At 38.0% G+C, this 16,651-nt stretch carries 14 protein-coding genes; 2 read left to right on the forward strand and 12 right to left on the reverse strand.

What is annotated here, in order from left to right; genetic code table 11:
- Positions 1–90: 90 nt before the first annotated feature.
- The 3 genes from ABDZ53_RS03080 to ABDZ53_RS03090 form a co-directional block, all read right to left on the reverse strand.
- The gene (locus ABDZ53_RS03080; protein WP_343753863.1) at positions 91–417 is read right to left on the reverse strand and encodes an AzlD domain-containing protein; all 327 of its coding nucleotides are present in this window, start codon (positions 415–417) and stop codon (positions 91–93) included.
- Positions 410–1,114 (reverse strand): AzlC family ABC transporter permease, encoded by a 705-nt coding sequence (locus ABDZ53_RS03085; RefSeq protein WP_343753865.1) that lies wholly within the window; start codon positions 1,112–1,114, stop codon positions 410–412. Before ABDZ53_RS03085 ends, ABDZ53_RS03080 begins: the two co-directional genes overlap by 8 nt.
- A gap of 90 nt (positions 1,115–1,204) precedes the next feature.
- The gene (locus tag ABDZ53_RS03090) at positions 1,205–2,506 is read right to left on the reverse strand and encodes a pyrimidine-nucleoside phosphorylase (protein WP_343753867.1); all 1,302 of its coding nucleotides are present in this window, start codon (positions 2,504–2,506) and stop codon (positions 1,205–1,207) included.
- 180 nt (positions 2,507–2,686) lie between these two features.
- On the opposite strand from ABDZ53_RS03090, the gene ABDZ53_RS03095 reads away from it, so the two are divergent.
- Both ABDZ53_RS03095 and ABDZ53_RS03100 read left to right on the forward strand, forming a co-directional pair.
- Positions 2,687–3,880 carry a glycine C-acetyltransferase gene (locus tag ABDZ53_RS03095; protein ID WP_343753869.1) on the forward strand — a complete coding sequence of 398 codons (1,194 nt, stop codon included), beginning with the start codon at positions 2,687–2,689 and terminating at the stop codon, positions 3,878–3,880.
- 78 nt (positions 3,881–3,958) lie between these two features.
- The gene (locus tag ABDZ53_RS03100) at positions 3,959–4,912 is read left to right on the forward strand and encodes an L-threonine 3-dehydrogenase (RefSeq protein ID WP_343753871.1); all 954 of its coding nucleotides are present in this window, start codon (positions 3,959–3,961) and stop codon (positions 4,910–4,912) included.
- 247 nt (positions 4,913–5,159) lie between these two features.
- On the opposite strand, the gene rpiA is transcribed toward ABDZ53_RS03100, so the two are convergent.
- The 9 genes from rpiA to murB form a co-directional block, all read right to left on the reverse strand.
- The gene (gene rpiA, locus ABDZ53_RS03105) at positions 5,160–5,837 is read right to left on the reverse strand and encodes a ribose-5-phosphate isomerase RpiA (protein WP_343753873.1); all 678 of its coding nucleotides are present in this window, start codon (positions 5,835–5,837) and stop codon (positions 5,160–5,162) included.
- A gap of 51 nt (positions 5,838–5,888) precedes the next feature.
- Positions 5,889–8,660 carry a class I SAM-dependent DNA methyltransferase gene (locus ABDZ53_RS03110; protein WP_343753876.1) on the reverse strand — a complete coding sequence of 924 codons (2,772 nt, stop codon included), beginning with the start codon at positions 8,658–8,660 and terminating at the stop codon, positions 5,889–5,891.
- Positions 8,661–8,895: 235 nt separating this feature from the next.
- Entirely contained in the window at positions 8,896–9,966 is a 1,071-nt protein-coding gene (locus ABDZ53_RS03115; protein ID WP_343753878.1) for an ABC transporter substrate-binding protein, read from the reverse strand.
- Complete coding sequence (locus ABDZ53_RS03120; protein ID WP_343753880.1) at positions 9,963–10,796, reverse strand: ABC transporter permease; 834 nt, start codon at positions 10,794–10,796, stop codon at positions 9,963–9,965. Before ABDZ53_RS03120 ends, ABDZ53_RS03115 begins: the two co-directional genes overlap by 4 nt.
- The gene (locus ABDZ53_RS03125) at positions 10,796–11,602 is read right to left on the reverse strand and encodes an ABC transporter permease (RefSeq protein WP_343753882.1); all 807 of its coding nucleotides are present in this window, start codon (positions 11,600–11,602) and stop codon (positions 10,796–10,798) included. The genes ABDZ53_RS03120 and ABDZ53_RS03125 overlap by 1 nt, the downstream gene beginning before the upstream one ends.
- Positions 11,595–12,728, reverse strand: a complete 1,134-nt coding sequence (locus ABDZ53_RS03130) for an ABC transporter ATP-binding protein (RefSeq protein WP_343753884.1) — start codon at positions 12,726–12,728, stop codon at positions 11,595–11,597. Before ABDZ53_RS03130 ends, ABDZ53_RS03125 begins: the two co-directional genes overlap by 8 nt.
- Before the next feature lie 135 nt (positions 12,729–12,863).
- The gene (locus ABDZ53_RS03135) at positions 12,864–13,778 is read right to left on the reverse strand and encodes a Gfo/Idh/MocA family protein (protein ID WP_343753886.1); all 915 of its coding nucleotides are present in this window, start codon (positions 13,776–13,778) and stop codon (positions 12,864–12,866) included.
- 48 nt (positions 13,779–13,826) lie between these two features.
- Positions 13,827–15,296 (reverse strand): tetratricopeptide repeat protein, encoded by a 1,470-nt coding sequence (locus ABDZ53_RS03140; RefSeq protein ID WP_343753888.1) that lies wholly within the window; start codon positions 15,294–15,296, stop codon positions 13,827–13,829.
- A 196-nt stretch (positions 15,297–15,492) separates the two neighbouring features.
- Entirely contained in the window at positions 15,493–16,488 is a 996-nt protein-coding gene (gene murB, locus ABDZ53_RS03145; protein ID WP_343753890.1) for a UDP-N-acetylmuramate dehydrogenase, read from the reverse strand.
- Between the last annotated feature and the right edge of the window lie 163 nt (positions 16,489–16,651).

Below are 16,651 nucleotides of genomic sequence, written 5' to 3' on the forward strand. Positions count from 1 at the left end.
TATTATACTAAAAACCCCCTATTCTATCTATTGAAATCATAGGTAGAATAGGGGTTTTTCAGCAGTCTCTCAAATGACCACTGTCCTTTTTTACATGAATAGCCACATGACCGTTATGCCTCCGATTCCTACAACCATGGACCATAACAGGCTTTTCGTTTTATAGGCAACCAGCAAAACAAAAACGGTTGGGATTAATTTCCCATTTTCAAAAATATTTATATTGAATGTATCTTCCCAGAAAAAGACATCAGAAGCCACTAAAGCTGCAAATATTGAAACCGGAATATATGTCATCCAGCGATTAAAGGAAGGTGAGATTTCTTTTCGACTAAGTAGCATCATAGGAAGCAAGCGCGGAATATACGTAACCACTGCCATACCTATAATAATGGCTATTAAATAATAATCAGACATGTTCCTTCCCCTTTCCAAGATTCCGTTTTCTGACTTCTAAAGAATACCCAAAAAAAGAAGCGATAATGGATGATAGTACTAATGCAATATTATGTTTTAAAATGACCATTAAAATCACTGTCAACACAACCGAAGCGATGCCGGCAATCATATGTTCCGTAGAAATAAATTGTTGAACCATCATGCAGATAAACATCGCAATTAAGGCATAGTTCATGATAATGGTATTGATGGCTAGCTGGCTTCCAATCATTCCTCCTACAACCGTACTTAACCCCCAGGTCAGATAGTTAGACAAACCGACTACCATGGCTTCACCTGGAGTCCAATCCCCTTCTAAAAAGCGTGAATAATTCAAGCCATAGGATTCATCAGACAGCGTATGACCAAAAACTAACATGTAAAGCAGGGATTTTTCTTTTAAAAATCTGGAAATACTCGCAGACATGAGGATATGCCTGAGTCCCAAAAAGAAAACCATGATAACTATAGAAGGGACAGACGCTCCCATAGCGACCATACTCGCTGCAAGAAACTGGGCAGCTCCAGCATAAACAAGGCCACTCATTAATGCAATTTCAATGATATTGAAACCCGCATCAAATAATACAATCCCACACGCAATTCCTAAAACAACATAGCTCACCATGACCGGCAAACTGACTTTTACTCCAGACTGAATGATATCTTTTGTCATTTCTATTCTCCCATCTATAGAAAAAGAATAGGTCAGCCACTGACTCTTAAAAGATAAGAGAGTCGCTTAACCTATTCTAGTTTTACATTCTTATCGAACTATATCATAAATAAGGGTCGGTTTGGAACCTTCTTCTGAAATGAAGATATGATTCAGCACTTTTTCAACAACTTGGTCATGAATTTCATTGCTGGAGTAAAGCGTCACTAGCACATCGCCTTCTTTTACTTCATCTCCCACTTTTTTATGGAGGTACAAGCCAGCCGCCAAATCGATTTGGCTTTCTTTCGTTTCTCTTCCTGCTCCTAACATCATTGCCGCTATACCGATTTGATCCGCTACTATTTTCGATACAACCCCAGTTTCTTTCGCTTTCACTTCTAGAGAATGACGGGGTTGAGGAAGAACCGTATCAGGCTGTGCGACAACCGTTTCATCTCCTCCTTGGGATTGAATAAATGTTTTAAACTTATCCAATGCTTTCCCGTTGTGAAGGTTCTCTTCCAGCAAAGCGCGTGCCTCTTCCAAGGAAGAACCTACTCCACCTAGAAAGGCCATTTGGCTACCAAGCACTAAACAGAGCTCAGTCAGATCGTCTGGTCCTTTTCCTTTCAATGTGTCAATGGCTTCTTTCACTTCCAAGCCATTGCCGATCGCCTTTCCTAAAGGCTGACTCATATCTGAAATAACGGCCATCGTATCTCGACCAACAGACTTCCCGATATTAACCATTGTTTCAGCTAATTCCTTAGCACGCTCGACACTTTTCATGAACGCACCCGCTCCGGTTTTGACGTCTAAAACAATAGCGTTAGCTCCTGCAGCAATTTTTTTACTCATAATAGAACTAGCAATTAAAGGGATGGATTCAACGGTACCTGTGACATCTCTTAACGCATAGATTTTTTTATCTGCAGGTGTTAAATTCCCTGATTGACCCACAACAGCGACTTTATTCTGATTCACGAGAGAAATAAAATCTTCTTGTGAGAGTTCAACGTGAAAACCAGGAATGGCTTCTAATTTATCGATGGTGCCTCCTGTGTGTCCTAAACCGCGTCCGCTCATTTTGGCTACTGGAACACCTACACTCGCTACTAATGGAGCTAAAACCAGTGTCGTAGTATCGCCTACACCACCTGTAGAATGCTTGTCTACTTTCACTCCGTCTATTTCAGATAAATCAATCTGATCACCTGACTCTACCATTGCCAGCGTCAGTGCACTCAACTCTTCGTCTGTCATTCCGTTAAAGTAAATGGCCATGGCCATTGCACTCATTTGATATTCAGGGATCGTGTCATTTGTATAATTCTCTATCATCCATTTTATTTCTTCTTCCGTTAGTGGATCTTTATGTTGTTTTTTTTCAATTAAATCTACCATTCGCATACGCCTATGCACTCCTATCTTGATCTCTTATACGACATAGTTTACCACAGACGCCTTAAAGTTTTCGTAGTTTTTTCTCAAAGACAATAAGAATCCTCCCATAATTCCTTTCATCACTACAAGATTGAAGGAAATAATGGTAAAATTAGGAAGAGTGAAAAATTATAGAGGAGAGATACTATGACAAGCCAAAAATTAAATTCATTTTTGGAACAGAATTTACAAGATCTAAAAGATAACGGTCTGTATAACGAGATTGATATTTTAGATGGCCCAAATGGAGCTGAGATTTCCATTCAAGGTAAAAAAGTAATTAATATGTCTTCTAATAACTATTTAGGTTTTTCAAATGATGAGCGTCTGAAAGTAAAAGCCAATGAAGCGACAGACATTTACGGTGTAGGAGCAGGAGCTGTTCGCACGATTAACGGAACTCAAGCTATTCATGAAGAACTAGAAACAAAATTGGCTCAGTTCAAACAAACTGAAGCAGCTGTAGCTTTCCAATCCGGATTTAATAGTAACATGGGAGCTATTCCAGCTGTCATGACTAAGAATGATGCTATCTTATCTGATGAATTAAATCACGCATCCATCATTGACGGGTGTCGTTTATCTGGTGCAAAAGTGATTCGTGTGAAGCACCAGGATATGGATGATTTACGTGCAAAAGCTAAAGAGGCCGTCAAGAGCGGACAGTACGAAAAAGTGATGTACATCACTGATGGCGTCTTTTCTATGGATGGTGACGTAGCGAAGTTACCAGAAATCGTTGAAATTGCAGAAGAATTCGACTTAATTACTTATGTGGATGATGCCCATGGATCAGGAGTAATGGGTAAAGGTGCCGGAACAGTGAAGCATTTTGGTTTACAAGACAAAGTGGATTTACAAATGGGAACTTTATCTAAAGCTGTTGGTGTCGTAGGAGGATATGTAGCAGGGACTCAGAATTTAATTGATTGGTTGAAAGTGCGTGCCCGTCCGTTCCTATTTTCTACTTCCTTAACGCCTGGAGCTTCAGCTGCCATCATTGAAGCGATTGATATTATGTCAAACTCGACAGATGAACATGATCGTTTATGGGATAATGGGCGTTACCTGAAAGAAGGCCTGAAGAAATTAGGCTTTGACATTGGTGCATCCGAAACACCTATTACACCATGTATTATTGGTGATGAAAAACTGACTCAGACTTTCTCTAAACGTTTAACAGAAGAAGGCGTCTATGCGAAGTCCATCGTCTTCCCGACTGTCCCAAGAGGAACAGGTCGTGTCAGAAACATGCCGACTGCGGCTCATACCAAAGAACAGCTAGACACAGTGTTAGCCGTTTATGAAAAAGTAGGAAAAGAACTAAACGTTATTCAATAATAAGGCCAATGGAAGAGAGTGGGAACTCTCTTCTCTTGCCTTACATAACTAAATTCAAGTTATTCGGAGGACAATCTCGTGAAAAAAATACTCATAACAGGTGCGCTAGGTCAAATCGGTTCCGAGCTGACCCATGCCTTACGCGAAAAATATGGTGTAGAAAATGTCATCGCAACAGATATCAGAAAACCTGAAGACTCTAGAGTAGTCTCGGAAGGTGTATTTGAGATTTTAGATGTGACAGACGCTGAAAAAATGAAAGAACTCATTACACACTATCAAGTGGACACGCTTATTCACTTAGCCGCTTTGCTTTCTGCAGTGGCAGAAGCGAAACCCAAACTGGCATGGGATTTAAATATGGGTGGATTGATTAATGCCTTAGAACTGGCTAGGGAGTATCAGTTGAAATTCTTTACACCTAGCTCTATTGGAGCATTCGGACCGAACACACCCAAAGATCAAACGCCTCAAGTGACTATCCAGCGTCCAACGACTATGTACGGTGTAACAAAAGTAAGTGGCGAATTACTGGGGGATTATTACTACCAGAAATTTGGTGTCGATACAAGAAGTGTCCGTTTCCCTGGATTAATTTCTTATGAGACCCTTCCTGGTGGAGGAACCACGGATTACGCTGTCGATATCTATTACGAAGCATTAAGAAAACAGACTTATGCTTCTTTCATAGCTCAAGGAACCTATATGGATATGATGTATATGCCAGACGCCATTGACGCCATAATTAAACTGATGGAAGCACCAAGTGATCAGCTTATTCACCGTAACGCGTATAATGTCAGTGCGATGAGCATTGCTCCAGAAGATGTCGCACAAGCGATTCAAAAGCATATGCCAGACTTTAAATTATCATATGAGGTCGATCCTACCAGACAAAAAATAGCTGAATCTTGGCCAAATGCCATTGATACTACTGTTGCCAAAACAGAATGGGGCTTCTCACCTCAGTATGATTTAGATAAAATGACTGAAGACATGTTAACTCAGTTAAAGAATAAAGGGATTAATTAATAATAAACTTATAGAGTAGGCATTAATTGCTTACTCTATTTTTTATTTTATTCGACCCCATGTTATAAAGTGGACACTCTCCGGTCGCAAAACTCTCTTTTATAAGACCTGTATGGGGTTATTCTGAGGTTGGAGGTCGTATAAACAGCTGATATTAGACCCCAGAGGGATGTACATTCGTCTTTAGGTTTGATAAAGCAAAAATAAAGACACAGAAAGGCTATTATTCCTGACTGTGTCTGTTTATTTATCTTTCGACTTCTTTTACTACTGGACCCTCTTCTGTTCCTACAATCACTTTTGTCACAGTATCTAAAAACAAACCGTGTTCGACTACCCCTGTTAAAGAGTCCAGCCACTGAGCGAGTTCATGTGGGTTCTCAATTCTATCTAACTGAAGATCGATGATGTAATTACCTGAATCAGTGAGATAGTCTTCACCATTGTCTTTCTTTCTGAATTGAGGCTTCATTCCTTTATCATAGAAAAGGCGGAACAACTGCCCTTTACCAAATTCAACGACTTCTACTGGTAAGGGGAAAACACCTAGTTTAGAGACTAACTTACTTTCATCGACTATCCAAATCACTTCTTTAGACAAATTAGCGACGACTTTCTCAAATAAGTGCGCGCCTCCGCCCCCTTTTATCCCTTGAAAATCATCTGAAATTTCATCTGCCCCATCAATCGTTACATCAATGTGATCCACTTCATCTATATTTTTAAGGGGAATGCCTAGTTCACTAGCCTGTTCCGTTGTTCTATGGGAAGTGGTGACACCTACTATATTTAAACCTTCTTCATTAACTCTTTTCCCTATAGCTTCAACCATATAATAAGCCGTTGAACCTGTTCCCAATCCTACTGTCATGCCTTCTTCAACAAATTCTGCGGCTTTGTATCCTACCATTTTCTTTAAATTCATACTCTACTTCCTCTCAACAACATTTTATTATTTATTAGAGATTTTTAGTAATTACTTAGTCTTTTTATGTTTCTGATACAATTTAATCAAAAACTCAGCTCTTTGTTCATCACTATCAAACGGCTTCCCATTATAAGCTATTTCAACTGCTTTATCTAATTCATTGTGAGCCTTACGTAAATCATATGGCATAACTAAAGGATCATACAAATCAGCTAAGGTATTGTCCTTCTCAAAATACTTTTCACGAATATTTAAAATGGATTGAGCAAGCCCCTCAATTTTTACTCTCTCGGAATCAGTAACTTCCGGGAAGACAAAAGTATTATAAACTAAAGTGTTAGAATACCTGACATCGCTTTTCAAGCGTCCTCCCACTGTCTTAAGCCATGCAGTATGCATTTTAGTTTGTAAGATTCCAAATACGAAAAGATTAGCTTCCCTCATTTGAAAAAGCAAATCACTTGGAATAGCAGGATGTTTTAATAGACTCATAGGAACATACTCTCTATTTTCTGATGATACTTTCGGTATGCCTAATACATCACTAGAGGGTGCTTTATCTTGTTGTAAATCTGTTGGTCTTTCTGCCCACTTTCTAGTTGCTTCACTTTTACTATTCAATCTCATATCTCTTACTTTTTCAATTCTATCCATAATTTTAGGCATTTTTCTTAACTCATTTGGTGTTATATCTTTTAAATACAGAATCCATCGAGGGATATTATAAAGTAATTCTCTAGCGCCTATGAAAGGCCGAATGTACTCTTCTATCATTGAACCGTATTCTTTTAAAAGTTCATTACGCTCCTCTATAGAAAGAATTAAATTCCCTCCATCCGTCGGCTGGCTTCCTCTCTCGATAGGTCTATTATTTGATATTGGCTTTCTTTCCTGCTGGATAAACACAGGATTTGTTCCTAGTAAATATTCGTTTATCGAAGAAACTTTCCTTTTATGGTAGTCTCCTCGTACATGCTCATATTCGAATAAATATTTCTTATCGGATTCTAATATTCCAAAACCAACAATCACAACATATACATTTGCTCCTTTGTTATCCCAAGAAAAAGTTCGATGAGCAAAATTAATAGTTATGCCATGCTCAAATAAAAAGTGCCATAGAATTATAGCCTGTTCTCCTTGTGTTATAGAGTTTGTTGAAACAAGAGCTGTTCTTATATAAGGGTTTTTCTTCATAATAAAAGCTGATTTAATGTGCCAACCAGCTACAAAGTCCAGCTTCTTAATTTTAGAATTACCATTAGCAATACTGACTAATAAATCCTTTTGTTCTTTGCTCATAATAGCTGAACCCAAAAACGGTGGATTCCCTAAAATATAGTCTAACTGACTTGCAGGTACAATATCTTCCCATTTTAGTTTCAATGCATCGCCAACTGTTATACGAGCACCTTCATGGAGTGGAAGTCTTACAATGTTTTCTCCGAATTTAGAGGACGCTTCTAAATTCATTAAGTGTTCCATCAGCCACAATCCTAATCTGGCTATTGAAGCAGCATAAGGTTGAATTTCAATTCCATAAAATTGAGACACTTCTACTTTAATGTATTCATCTACTGATAGTAAAGGATTATTATACTGAATTACTTCAGCATCTTTTGCCGTTATATTATTATTTTCCGCTAAATATTCTTCATATAAAATACGTTGAATGACTTCGTGTTCTAGGCGTCTAATCTCACGATATGCGACAATTAAAAAGTTTCCCGAGCCGCAGGCTGGATCTAAGAACTTTAATTCTGCGAGCTTCTCATGAAATTGCCTATACTTAGCTAATCGCCCTATCTTCAATCCTTTAATATGTTCAAACTCATTAGTTAGGTCATCCAAAAATAAAGAATCTACGACTTTTATGATATTAGTTTCTGATGTAAAATGTGCTCCTAGATCATGTCGGGACTCTGGATCCATTGCTCCTTCAAACATTGACCCAAATACAATAGGACTAATTTCACTCCAGTCAAGTCTAGTTAATTCAATTAACATCTTTCTTACTTCTGAATTTAAGACTACACCGGTAGGGATTTGCATTTTAAATAATCCCCCATTGACATATTCAAAATCTGTTAACGGCTCTGTTTGAAATCGCTCTTCTTTCGGTGTATTAAGTACAATAAACAAATCATTTAACTTATTTACTAAGTCAGAACCATCTTCTTGAGTATGATTTATAAGATAATTGTGAAATTGATTTGCTTCAAAAATTTGTGTATTTTCAGCGAATAGACAAAATACTATACGTGTCATCAGCAACGCTGTAGCATTAGGTGGATAATTTAGTTCTCTTAATTTAATATGTAATTGCTCTAATCTAATTGCAGCTTTCTTATTTACAGGACTTTGTGGTGTTGTAACTTTAATGTCTTTATTTATTAAAAAATTAAAAACTTCGATATGATCTACTAAATCAACAACCGGAAACCCAAATTCTTTCCCGTTATCTAAATCATATAATTGTATACGTTCAAAGTCACAAAGCATGACATATTTTGGTATATCATCCTTTTTGAGCTTCATTACATAATTATATGCCTGGGATTTTGCTTTTTCTAGTGACTGACCTCGGCTTTTCATCTCAATTAATAATTCACCATTTAAGAGATGATCAATATATTGTTGAGTGCTTTTTGTTTTAACTCGCCATTCAAACCCAGCATTGACTTTACGGTTATGCAAGCCAAAGACTCCTCCTAAAAAGTCCTTAATCCATGCCCCTGCCTGCTGCTTTTCATCTGTATCATTCTCATGGTCCTTTATGAATGCATAAGCATTATCCTTAATTTCATTTTTCGTAAGCATAATCTTCTCCTTTTGAAAAGATATTTTTTTCGACTAGTCTTAAAACAATTATAACATAAGATAAAAGGTCGTATCTTCAATACTTAACCAATAGTAAAGTATTTCAAGATATATAAAACCACTATTCAATTTTATGCAAAAAAAACAATTATTCATCTCTAATGGTTTAAGCGATATAACCATTATAAAGATGAATAATTGTCTCTTATTTTTTCCATAATCTGTTTGTACTATTTTATTTAATCATTTTGAACTCTAAAAACAGGTCATTATAAATTCCAGTATACTCTAAGCCCAAATTTTCATACACTTCTAGTTGATCAATCATCTCTTGACTCGGATAAAACTGCTCGTCTTCAACCGTTTCCTGAGGCAAATAAGACAAGGCTGTGGCATTCGGCGTACTGTAGCCTATATAATCAGCATTTTGAGCCGCCACTTCTGGATCAAGCATAAAGTTGATGAAGGCGTAGGCTGCCTCTTCATTTTGAGCCGTATGAGGAATTACCATATTATCAAACCATAAATTCGATCCCTCTTCAGGCAAGATATACTGAATGGACTCATTCTCCCACATCATATCAGCTGCTTCACCTGAGTAGGTCACTGCAATAGCTGCTTCTTCTTGAATCATATACATTTTAATCTCGTCTGCTACTAAAGCTTTTATGTTAGGTGCCAAGTCAGTTAATTTTTCTGCCGCTTCTTCGAGTTCTTTATCGTCTGTGGAGTTCAGAGAATAGCCTAAAGTCTGCAGACCAATGCCAATCACTTCTCGCGCCCCATCAATCATCAGAATGCTGTTTTCTAAAGTGGGATGATATAAATCTTCCCAAGAATTTAAGACCACACCATCTAATAATTCTTCGTTATAAGCGATACCTAAAGTGCCCCAAAAATACGGGATAGAATATCGATTTTGAGGGTCAAAACTTAAATTTAAAAAATCATCGTCAATGTGATTTAACCCGTCAATTTTGGAATGATCGAGTTCTTTAACGAGTCCTTCCTCAATCATCCGCTCAATCATATACTCACTTGGAATGGTTAAGTCATAAGCCGTTCCACCTTGATCTACTTTCGTATACATCGCTTCGTTGGAATCAAATGTCTCGTACATCACACGGTACCCTGTTTCTTCTTCAAATTGAGTAATCAAGTCAGGATCAATATAATCTCCCCAATTATACAGGTGGAAAACATCTGATCCACTGTTCCCTCTGGCCCAGTCAATCGCTTGTCCCGCAAAATATAAAAGGCCTGAAATAGCTACAACAAGGATAGAAAAGGCAGTTAATTTTTTCATGGTGTCACCGCTTTTCCATGATTCGTTGGATCTAGTTTAGCTGTTTTTCGTTTCGTACGCTGCTGTTGCTGGATAAAGTAATACCCTATGACTAAAGCCATCGCCACTAAAAAGAGTAAGGTGCTTAAGGCATTAATCTCTAAGCTAACCCCTTGTCTGGCTCGTGAATAGATTTCTACTGACAGTGTGGCAAAGCCATTTCCTGTTACAAAAAAGGTCACCGCAAAATCATCAATGGAGTATGTGAAGGCCATAAAGAATCCTGCTAGAATACCTGGACTGATACTCGGTAAAACAATTTCAGTCAGGACTTGCCAAGGATTAGCCCCTAAGTCTCGTGCAGCTGTAATCATATTCACATTCATTTCTTCAAGGCGAGGCAGAACCATCAAGACAACAATCGGAATACTAAATGCAATGTGAGACAGAAAAACCGAATAAAAACCTAAACGGAATCCTGTCAGTGTAAAGAGGAGTAAGAAGCTTGCTCCAATGATAACGTCAGGTGATACGAGCAAGACATTGTTTAAGCTGAGTAAGACTTGCTGAGTCCGTCTTTGTTTTGCATAATAAATTCCGATAGCACCTAGTGTTCCTATAACAGTGGCCAGTAAAGCTGACAAAAGAGCGACTCTTAGTGTATCCAACGCAATCGTAATCAGACGTGTATCCTCTGCTAATGCCCAATAATGCTCTAAAGTAAACCCGCTGAACTGGTTCATTGTTCCTCCAGCATTGAAAGAATAATAAATCAAGTAAGCAATAGGAGCATACAGTAAGGTAAAAACAACAATTAAATAAAGGGATGACACTTTCCATTTTTTTGTCATTAACGGCGTGCTCCTTTCTTTCTTTTTCCGGTCAAGAACATCACTACAAACATAATGATAATTAAGACAATGCCCATTGTGGCACCCATTCCCCAGTTTTGAGTGACGAGGAAATGCTGTTCAATTGCCGTACCTAAAGTCATCACTCGGTTTCCTGCTATAAGTCGAGTCAACATGAAGAGAGAAAGTGAAGGTATAAATACCGCTTGAACCCCACTTCTTACCCCAGATAGGGACAAAGGAAATATGACTGTTTTAAACGTTTCCCACTCACTCGCCCCTAAATCCCGACTGGCAAATACCAGCGATGGATCGATTTCATCCAAAGCATTGAAAATAGGGAGTAGCATAAAGGGCAACTCAATATAGGTAGCAACAATTAAAAAACTCATGCGTGTAAAGAGCAAAGACTGGGCTCCTATACCGGTGGCTTCCAAAAACTGATTGACAACCCCAGTCTGACTTAGAATCCCGATAAAAGCATATGTTTTTAATAAAATATTTATCCATGTTGGCAAAATTAAAACAAGTAGCCACAACTGCTTGTGCTTCGTTTGAGTCAAGAAATAAGCAGCTGGGTAACTAATCAGCAAAGTAATGACTGTAATTAAAAACGCATATAAAAAGGACTGAGCTGTCATAGTCAAATAAACAGACGATGTAAAGTAGGTCTGAATATTTGAGAAAGTGAACTGCCCGTCCAATCCTTGAAAGGATTGGAAAAGGAGTAAGAAAACAGGTCCTATAACAAATAAAGCAATCCATAAATAATATGGAATAGAAAGTAATTTACGTTGATTATGCATAGTTATCCACTCCTTCATCTTTAACTTCCGTAGATGAAGGCGTTGCGAATTGTTCTATACGTTCATCAAAGGCTTCCTCGGTCTCTCCTAATCTCATGATATGAATATCTTCCGGTTCGAAAGATAAGCCCACTTCTTTTCCAGGCTCTGTCTTTCTAGTCGAATGCACCATCCACTCATTCCCAACTGAATCATATCCGACGATTTCATAATGCACTCCTCTAAAGAGCTGGCTATCAACAGTCATTAGAATCATTCCAGATTCAGAATCAGTTAACACTAAGTCTTCCGGACGAATAACCACGTCAACTTTTTCATCTGGATTCATTCCACCATCCACACAGGAGAACTCTTTTCCGGCGAATGCAACGACGTAATCTTTGACCATACGTGCTTCAACGATGTTACTTTCTCCAATAAAATCAGCAACATAACGGTTGATCGGTTCATCGTAAATATCTGTAGGAGAACCTGTTTGAATGATTTCTCCTTCTTTCATAACCATAATCTCATCACTCATCGCAAGAGCTTCTTCCTGATCATGTGTTACAAACAAGAAAGTAATGCCTAGGCGTCTTTGCAGTTCACGTAACTCATACTGCATATCTGTACGCAGTTTTAAATCTAATGCAGACAAAGGTTCATCGAGTAGCAAAACATCCGGCTCATTGACCAGGGCTCTAGCAATAGCAACACGCTGTCTTTGTCCACCTGACATTTCAGAGACTTCTCTCTGTTCAAAGCCATTTAACCGAACCATTTGTAAAGCTGACATCACTTTTTCTTCAATTACATTCTTTTTCATCTTTTTTATCTTTAGTCCAAAAGCGACGTTATCAAACACATTCATATGTGGAAATAACGCATAGTCTTGGAAAACGGTATTAACCTTACGCTTATTAGGAGGGGTATTATTTGTTTCCACTCCATTAAGTATAATCTTCCCTTCAGAAGGCGAGGTAAAACCGGCAACTAAGTTTAAAATAGTTGATTTTCCACACCCTGATGGGCCAAGCAAGGTATAAAACTTTCCTTTTTCTAGTTCAAATGATATATCTTTTAACACTTTTTCTTCATCAAATACTTTTTCTACATGCTGGAAGGAAACAATAATCTCTTCTGTCAACAAAAACACCCCTTTTAAACCGTTTAAAATTATTCAACTTAGATAATTATATCTATCAGAACGTAAAATGCAATCTCATTTTACGCCATAAGTGAATAATTATTACATTTGTGTACAGGGGTTGTCACAAACTATTTAGCTCTGTTCGTAGCGGTCTATAATGGCTTCACATACTTCATGACTCGCTAAGGAAGAGGACAATGAAACAGGGTTTTCTCCCTTGGTTTCTACAGCCTTTAAAAAGGTTTGAATCATCGGTAAAAATCCTCTTTTTTCTAAAGTAGGTGTCCAGTCACCAGCTACTATCTGAGTTGTTCCGTCCACTGTGTACTCTATCCAATCTGTCAAATTTTCAACCACCGCTGTTTTAGACGGGCTCTGAACTTCAAAGACTTCTCGTTTCGCTCCAGATTGGTTATTAATTCTCACCGTTACACTCTTCGTGTCACTTTCCAATAGAACCCAAGCATGTAGAAAGTCTTCTCCTTTTGTAAGGATGTGTGAATCTCTCACTGTCAAAGTTTCTCCCGCTAAATACAAAGCCGTATCTATGGGGTGAATCATCATGTCATATAAGCGATAACGGACTGAAAAATCTGTATTATTTTCTTGATTTTTTTCTATTGATAGAACATTTTTATCTGACAAAGCTTTTAGTTTCTGCACCATCGGGGCAAATCGTCGATTAAAACCGGTAGTTAATAAAGTGTTGTTTTCTTTTGCCAATTTGAGTAATTCTTTGGTTGTATTTAAATCATCAGTAATAGGCTTATCCACAAAGACAGGAATATGTTTATCCAAATAATAACGAATGATTTCTTCGTGTGTATGAGTAGGTGTATGTATAAAAACAGCCCCTACCTCTTCAGCTAATGCTTTCCAGTTGGTCGTCAGCCTGTCTTTTGGAACACCGTATTTTCTAGCTGTCTGTTGTAAGACCTCTTCTCTCCGCGTTGAAAAATACCAGTCGTGTTGCGGAAATTCAGTCGTGTAGATGGGTAAATAAGCTTTCTGAGCAATACTTCCTAAACCAATAACTCCTATTTTCATAAAAAACCTCCATTATATTTAGTATTCGCTAACCAATTGATTCTTTTTCTATTGGCTAAAATAGTGATGCGTTAGTCTTAATTTCTTCGTAAAGTGATTCACGAATAAATAAGGACTCACTATTAAGCAGACCAGTATATGCTTCTTCGCTTCTTCGCTTCTTCCTTCCGCTTTTAGAGTGTGAAAGTGAGTCACTTCCTCCATCCACTGCTGAACAAATATAACATTCCCGAACGGGTCTGCTTGAGTTAGCTCCCATGCTTTTACAGCCATATCAACGGCTGCTTCTGAATCGATAACAACCAGTAAATACGACGTGTTTAAATAACTAGATGCCCCCTGAGGCTCTATATCTATCACTTTTTGCCTGGCATAAAGAGCCTCATCCCATTTGTTCTGTTCTTCCAGCATCATGGCATACTGATGCCAGACTAAACTATCATGGGGATGTTTTTTTAATAGATTTTGATACAGTTGTTCCGCCGATTCGTAGTCTCCCTCGGTATCCCAGGTCACCCATGCTTGATCGACCTCTTCATTTGAAGAAACCAACATTTCATTTAGATCATTTAAGTCTAACCCTGTTTGTTTTGTATAAGCCTCTTCAAACGTTTCTTCATCTTTTAATTTCAAAAGAATATCGGACAGTGCTCCTGCTTCGGATTGATGATTGACAATAACCTCCACTCCTTTTAAAGCGAGATGATACACATTCTCATTCTCATAAGCTGATCGCCATTGTCCGTTCGTATGAAGGTTAGTTAATAGGACATCACTCTCCTCCATCTCATACAGGTAAGGTGTGCCAACTAATTGCTTTCTCATATACTCACTGATTCCTTCGTTATACCATACGGGTAAGGTGTCTTTCTCTATCTCTACTTCCGAAAGATATAAATCGAAAAGATAATGATGATACTCATGAACAAAGGTCCCGACCGAATCTATATTGTCATCTTTAAATAGAACCATTCTTTTAAATAGTGGATAATAAGAACCGGATTCTTGCTCAATAGAATAAGGATTCAGCTTTAAGTAGTCTGCCTCATTTTGTAAAAGCAACACATTTAACCTTTCAGCTTTATCGACCTCTCCTCCATAGATTTCTTTTTCAAGTTCCAAAAGAGAAGGAAGGATATGTAACATATCTTGTAACTCATTCTCAGATTCAGGGTGGTAGGTAAAGGTTATATGTTCGTATTCTAGTTTGGGATACTCTTGAATAAAGGCCTGTACCTTGTCTTCGCTTAATCCATTTACTGTTGAAAGTAACTCTATTTTTTCACTTGCCGTCATGGGCCCATATTCTGTTTGAATAAAGGCGCTGACAGACCAAATTACAAGTAAGACAAGTGCAGACAAGCTGCTATAAAGTAAAAGCCTCACACTACTCCAACGATTATACAGTTTAAAGCGTGGTATTTTCCCTTTTATCAAGCCAATGACTGCGATAAAAAACAGCATAAGAAAAACCAGAGATCCAGCTATGAAGAGAAGTGCCCCTGATGTGATTGTCACAAATAAGTAAGTCCCTCCAATGATCATAATAGTTATCAGTAGACTCAAACAAAACAGCATGATTTTTTTCAACTATGTATCCCTCCCTGTTCGATTAATTATATTATACATAGTATGGATACGAGAGACACCATTTTCATAAAATAAAAACAACTCTAAAAAAATGAATGCTCTCACTTTTTAGAGTTGTTTCTTTTTAATTTTCTTTGGCTAAGCTTATCTGACTGAACTTCGGAGTTAAAGATTCTTTGGCTTTGTTGAGCAAAGTGCTTCCCCCAGTGGCTTCTGGAGTTAAATCTTCCCCGATAATTTTTACTTCTGTTTCTAATTCAACGCCGTTTTCTTTATAAATAACTTCTTTAATGTGTTCGATTAACTCGATATAATCAGTCGCTGTTGCATTGTTAATGTTAACAATAAAGCCGGCGTGTTTGGTTGATATTTGTGCGCCACCCCAGACTAGGCCTTGTAGGCCGGCGTCTTGGATTAGTTTTCCTGTGAAATAACCGGTTGGTCGCTTAAACACCGATCCGCACGATGGGTACTCTAGAGGCTGCTTGGAGGTTCTCAGAAAAGTGAGTTCATCCATCTTTTCTTTTATCTCCTCTTTTTTGCCCTCTTTGAGTACAAATGTCACTTCTAGAGCAATATCATCGGATTCTTGCAATTTGCTGTGTCGGTAAGTAAAGGCCATCTCTTCATTCGTCCGTTCGACAATGTCTCCTTCACGTGTTAACACCGTTACTTTTTCAATAACCTCTTTTACTTCTCCGCCGTACGCTCCGGCATTCATGTAGACGGCGCCCCCAATGCTTCCCGGGATGCCACAGGCAAATTCTAAGCCCGTTAAACTCGCACTGTATGCACGTTTACTGACTTCTATTAATGGCGCACCTGTTAAGGCTGTGATGACATTATCTTTAATCGTAATCTGATTCATCTCAGTTAGAATAATGGTTGCTCCACGAATGCCCCCGTCTTTAACGATTAAATTACTTGCATTTCCTAATATAGTCACAGGCCAGTCTTCTTTAGTTAACCATTTAATCAGGGCTTGGACCTCTTCTTTTCTTTTAGGAAAAATAAGAGCGTCTGCTGGTCCACCTGTTCGAGTATAGGTATAGGATGATAAAGGTTCATTTTCTTTTATAATAGTATGTGGAAAGTCATGCTTTAATTTTTCAATAGTCATGTAGTCATAATCTCCTCTCGTTAGATCTAGAAAATAGATTTATTTCGAATTCGGGTAGGTGTCTTTTAAATAACCATTCATATTCTAACATTTTAAAGAGTCAATGTGTAGATATTAATGCATTTGTCACCTATTCGTCAACTCTTAACACAATCTCTCCTCA

The sequence above is a fragment of the Alkalibacterium iburiense genome (assembly GCF_039521845.1).
GTDB classification, from domain to species: Bacteria; Bacillota; Bacilli; order Lactobacillales; family Carnobacteriaceae_A; genus Alkalibacterium; species Alkalibacterium iburiense.

Excerpts from the sequence above, each read along its gene's own strand:
- ABDZ53_RS03085 (WP_343753865.1), bottom strand. The coding sequence starts at position 1,114 with ATGACAAAAGATATCATTCAGTCTGGAGTAAAAGTCAGTTTGCCGGTC.
- ABDZ53_RS03095 (WP_343753869.1), top strand. The coding sequence starts at position 2,687 with ATGACAAGCCAAAAATTAAATTCATTTTTGGAACAGAATTTACAAGAT.
- murB (WP_343753890.1), bottom strand. The coding sequence starts at position 16,488 with ATGACTATTGAAAAATTAAAGCATGACTTTCCACATACTATTATAAAA.
- ABDZ53_RS03110 (WP_343753876.1), bottom strand. The coding sequence starts at position 8,660 with ATGCTTACGAAAAATGAAATTAAGGATAATGCTTATGCATTCATAAAG.
- ABDZ53_RS03125 (WP_343753882.1), bottom strand. The coding sequence starts at position 11,602 with ATGCATAATCAACGTAAATTACTTTCTATTCCATATTATTTATGGATT.
- ABDZ53_RS03135 (WP_343753886.1), bottom strand. The coding sequence starts at position 13,778 with ATGAAAATAGGAGTTATTGGTTTAGGAAGTATTGCTCAGAAAGCTTAT.
- ABDZ53_RS03120 (WP_343753880.1), bottom strand. The coding sequence starts at position 10,796 with ATGACAAAAAAATGGAAAGTGTCATCCCTTTATTTAATTGTTGTTTTT.
- ABDZ53_RS03080 (WP_343753863.1), bottom strand. The coding sequence starts at position 417 with ATGTCTGATTATTATTTAATAGCCATTATTATAGGTATGGCAGTGGTT.
- ABDZ53_RS03090 (WP_343753867.1), bottom strand. The coding sequence starts at position 2,506 with ATGCGAATGGTAGATTTAATTGAAAAAAAACAACATAAAGATCCACTA.
- ABDZ53_RS03115 (WP_343753878.1), bottom strand. The coding sequence starts at position 9,966 with ATGAAAAAATTAACTGCCTTTTCTATCCTTGTTGTAGCTATTTCAGGC.
- rpiA (WP_343753873.1), bottom strand. The coding sequence starts at position 5,837 with ATGAATTTAAAGAAAATGGTAGGATACAAAGCCGCAGAATTTGTTGAA.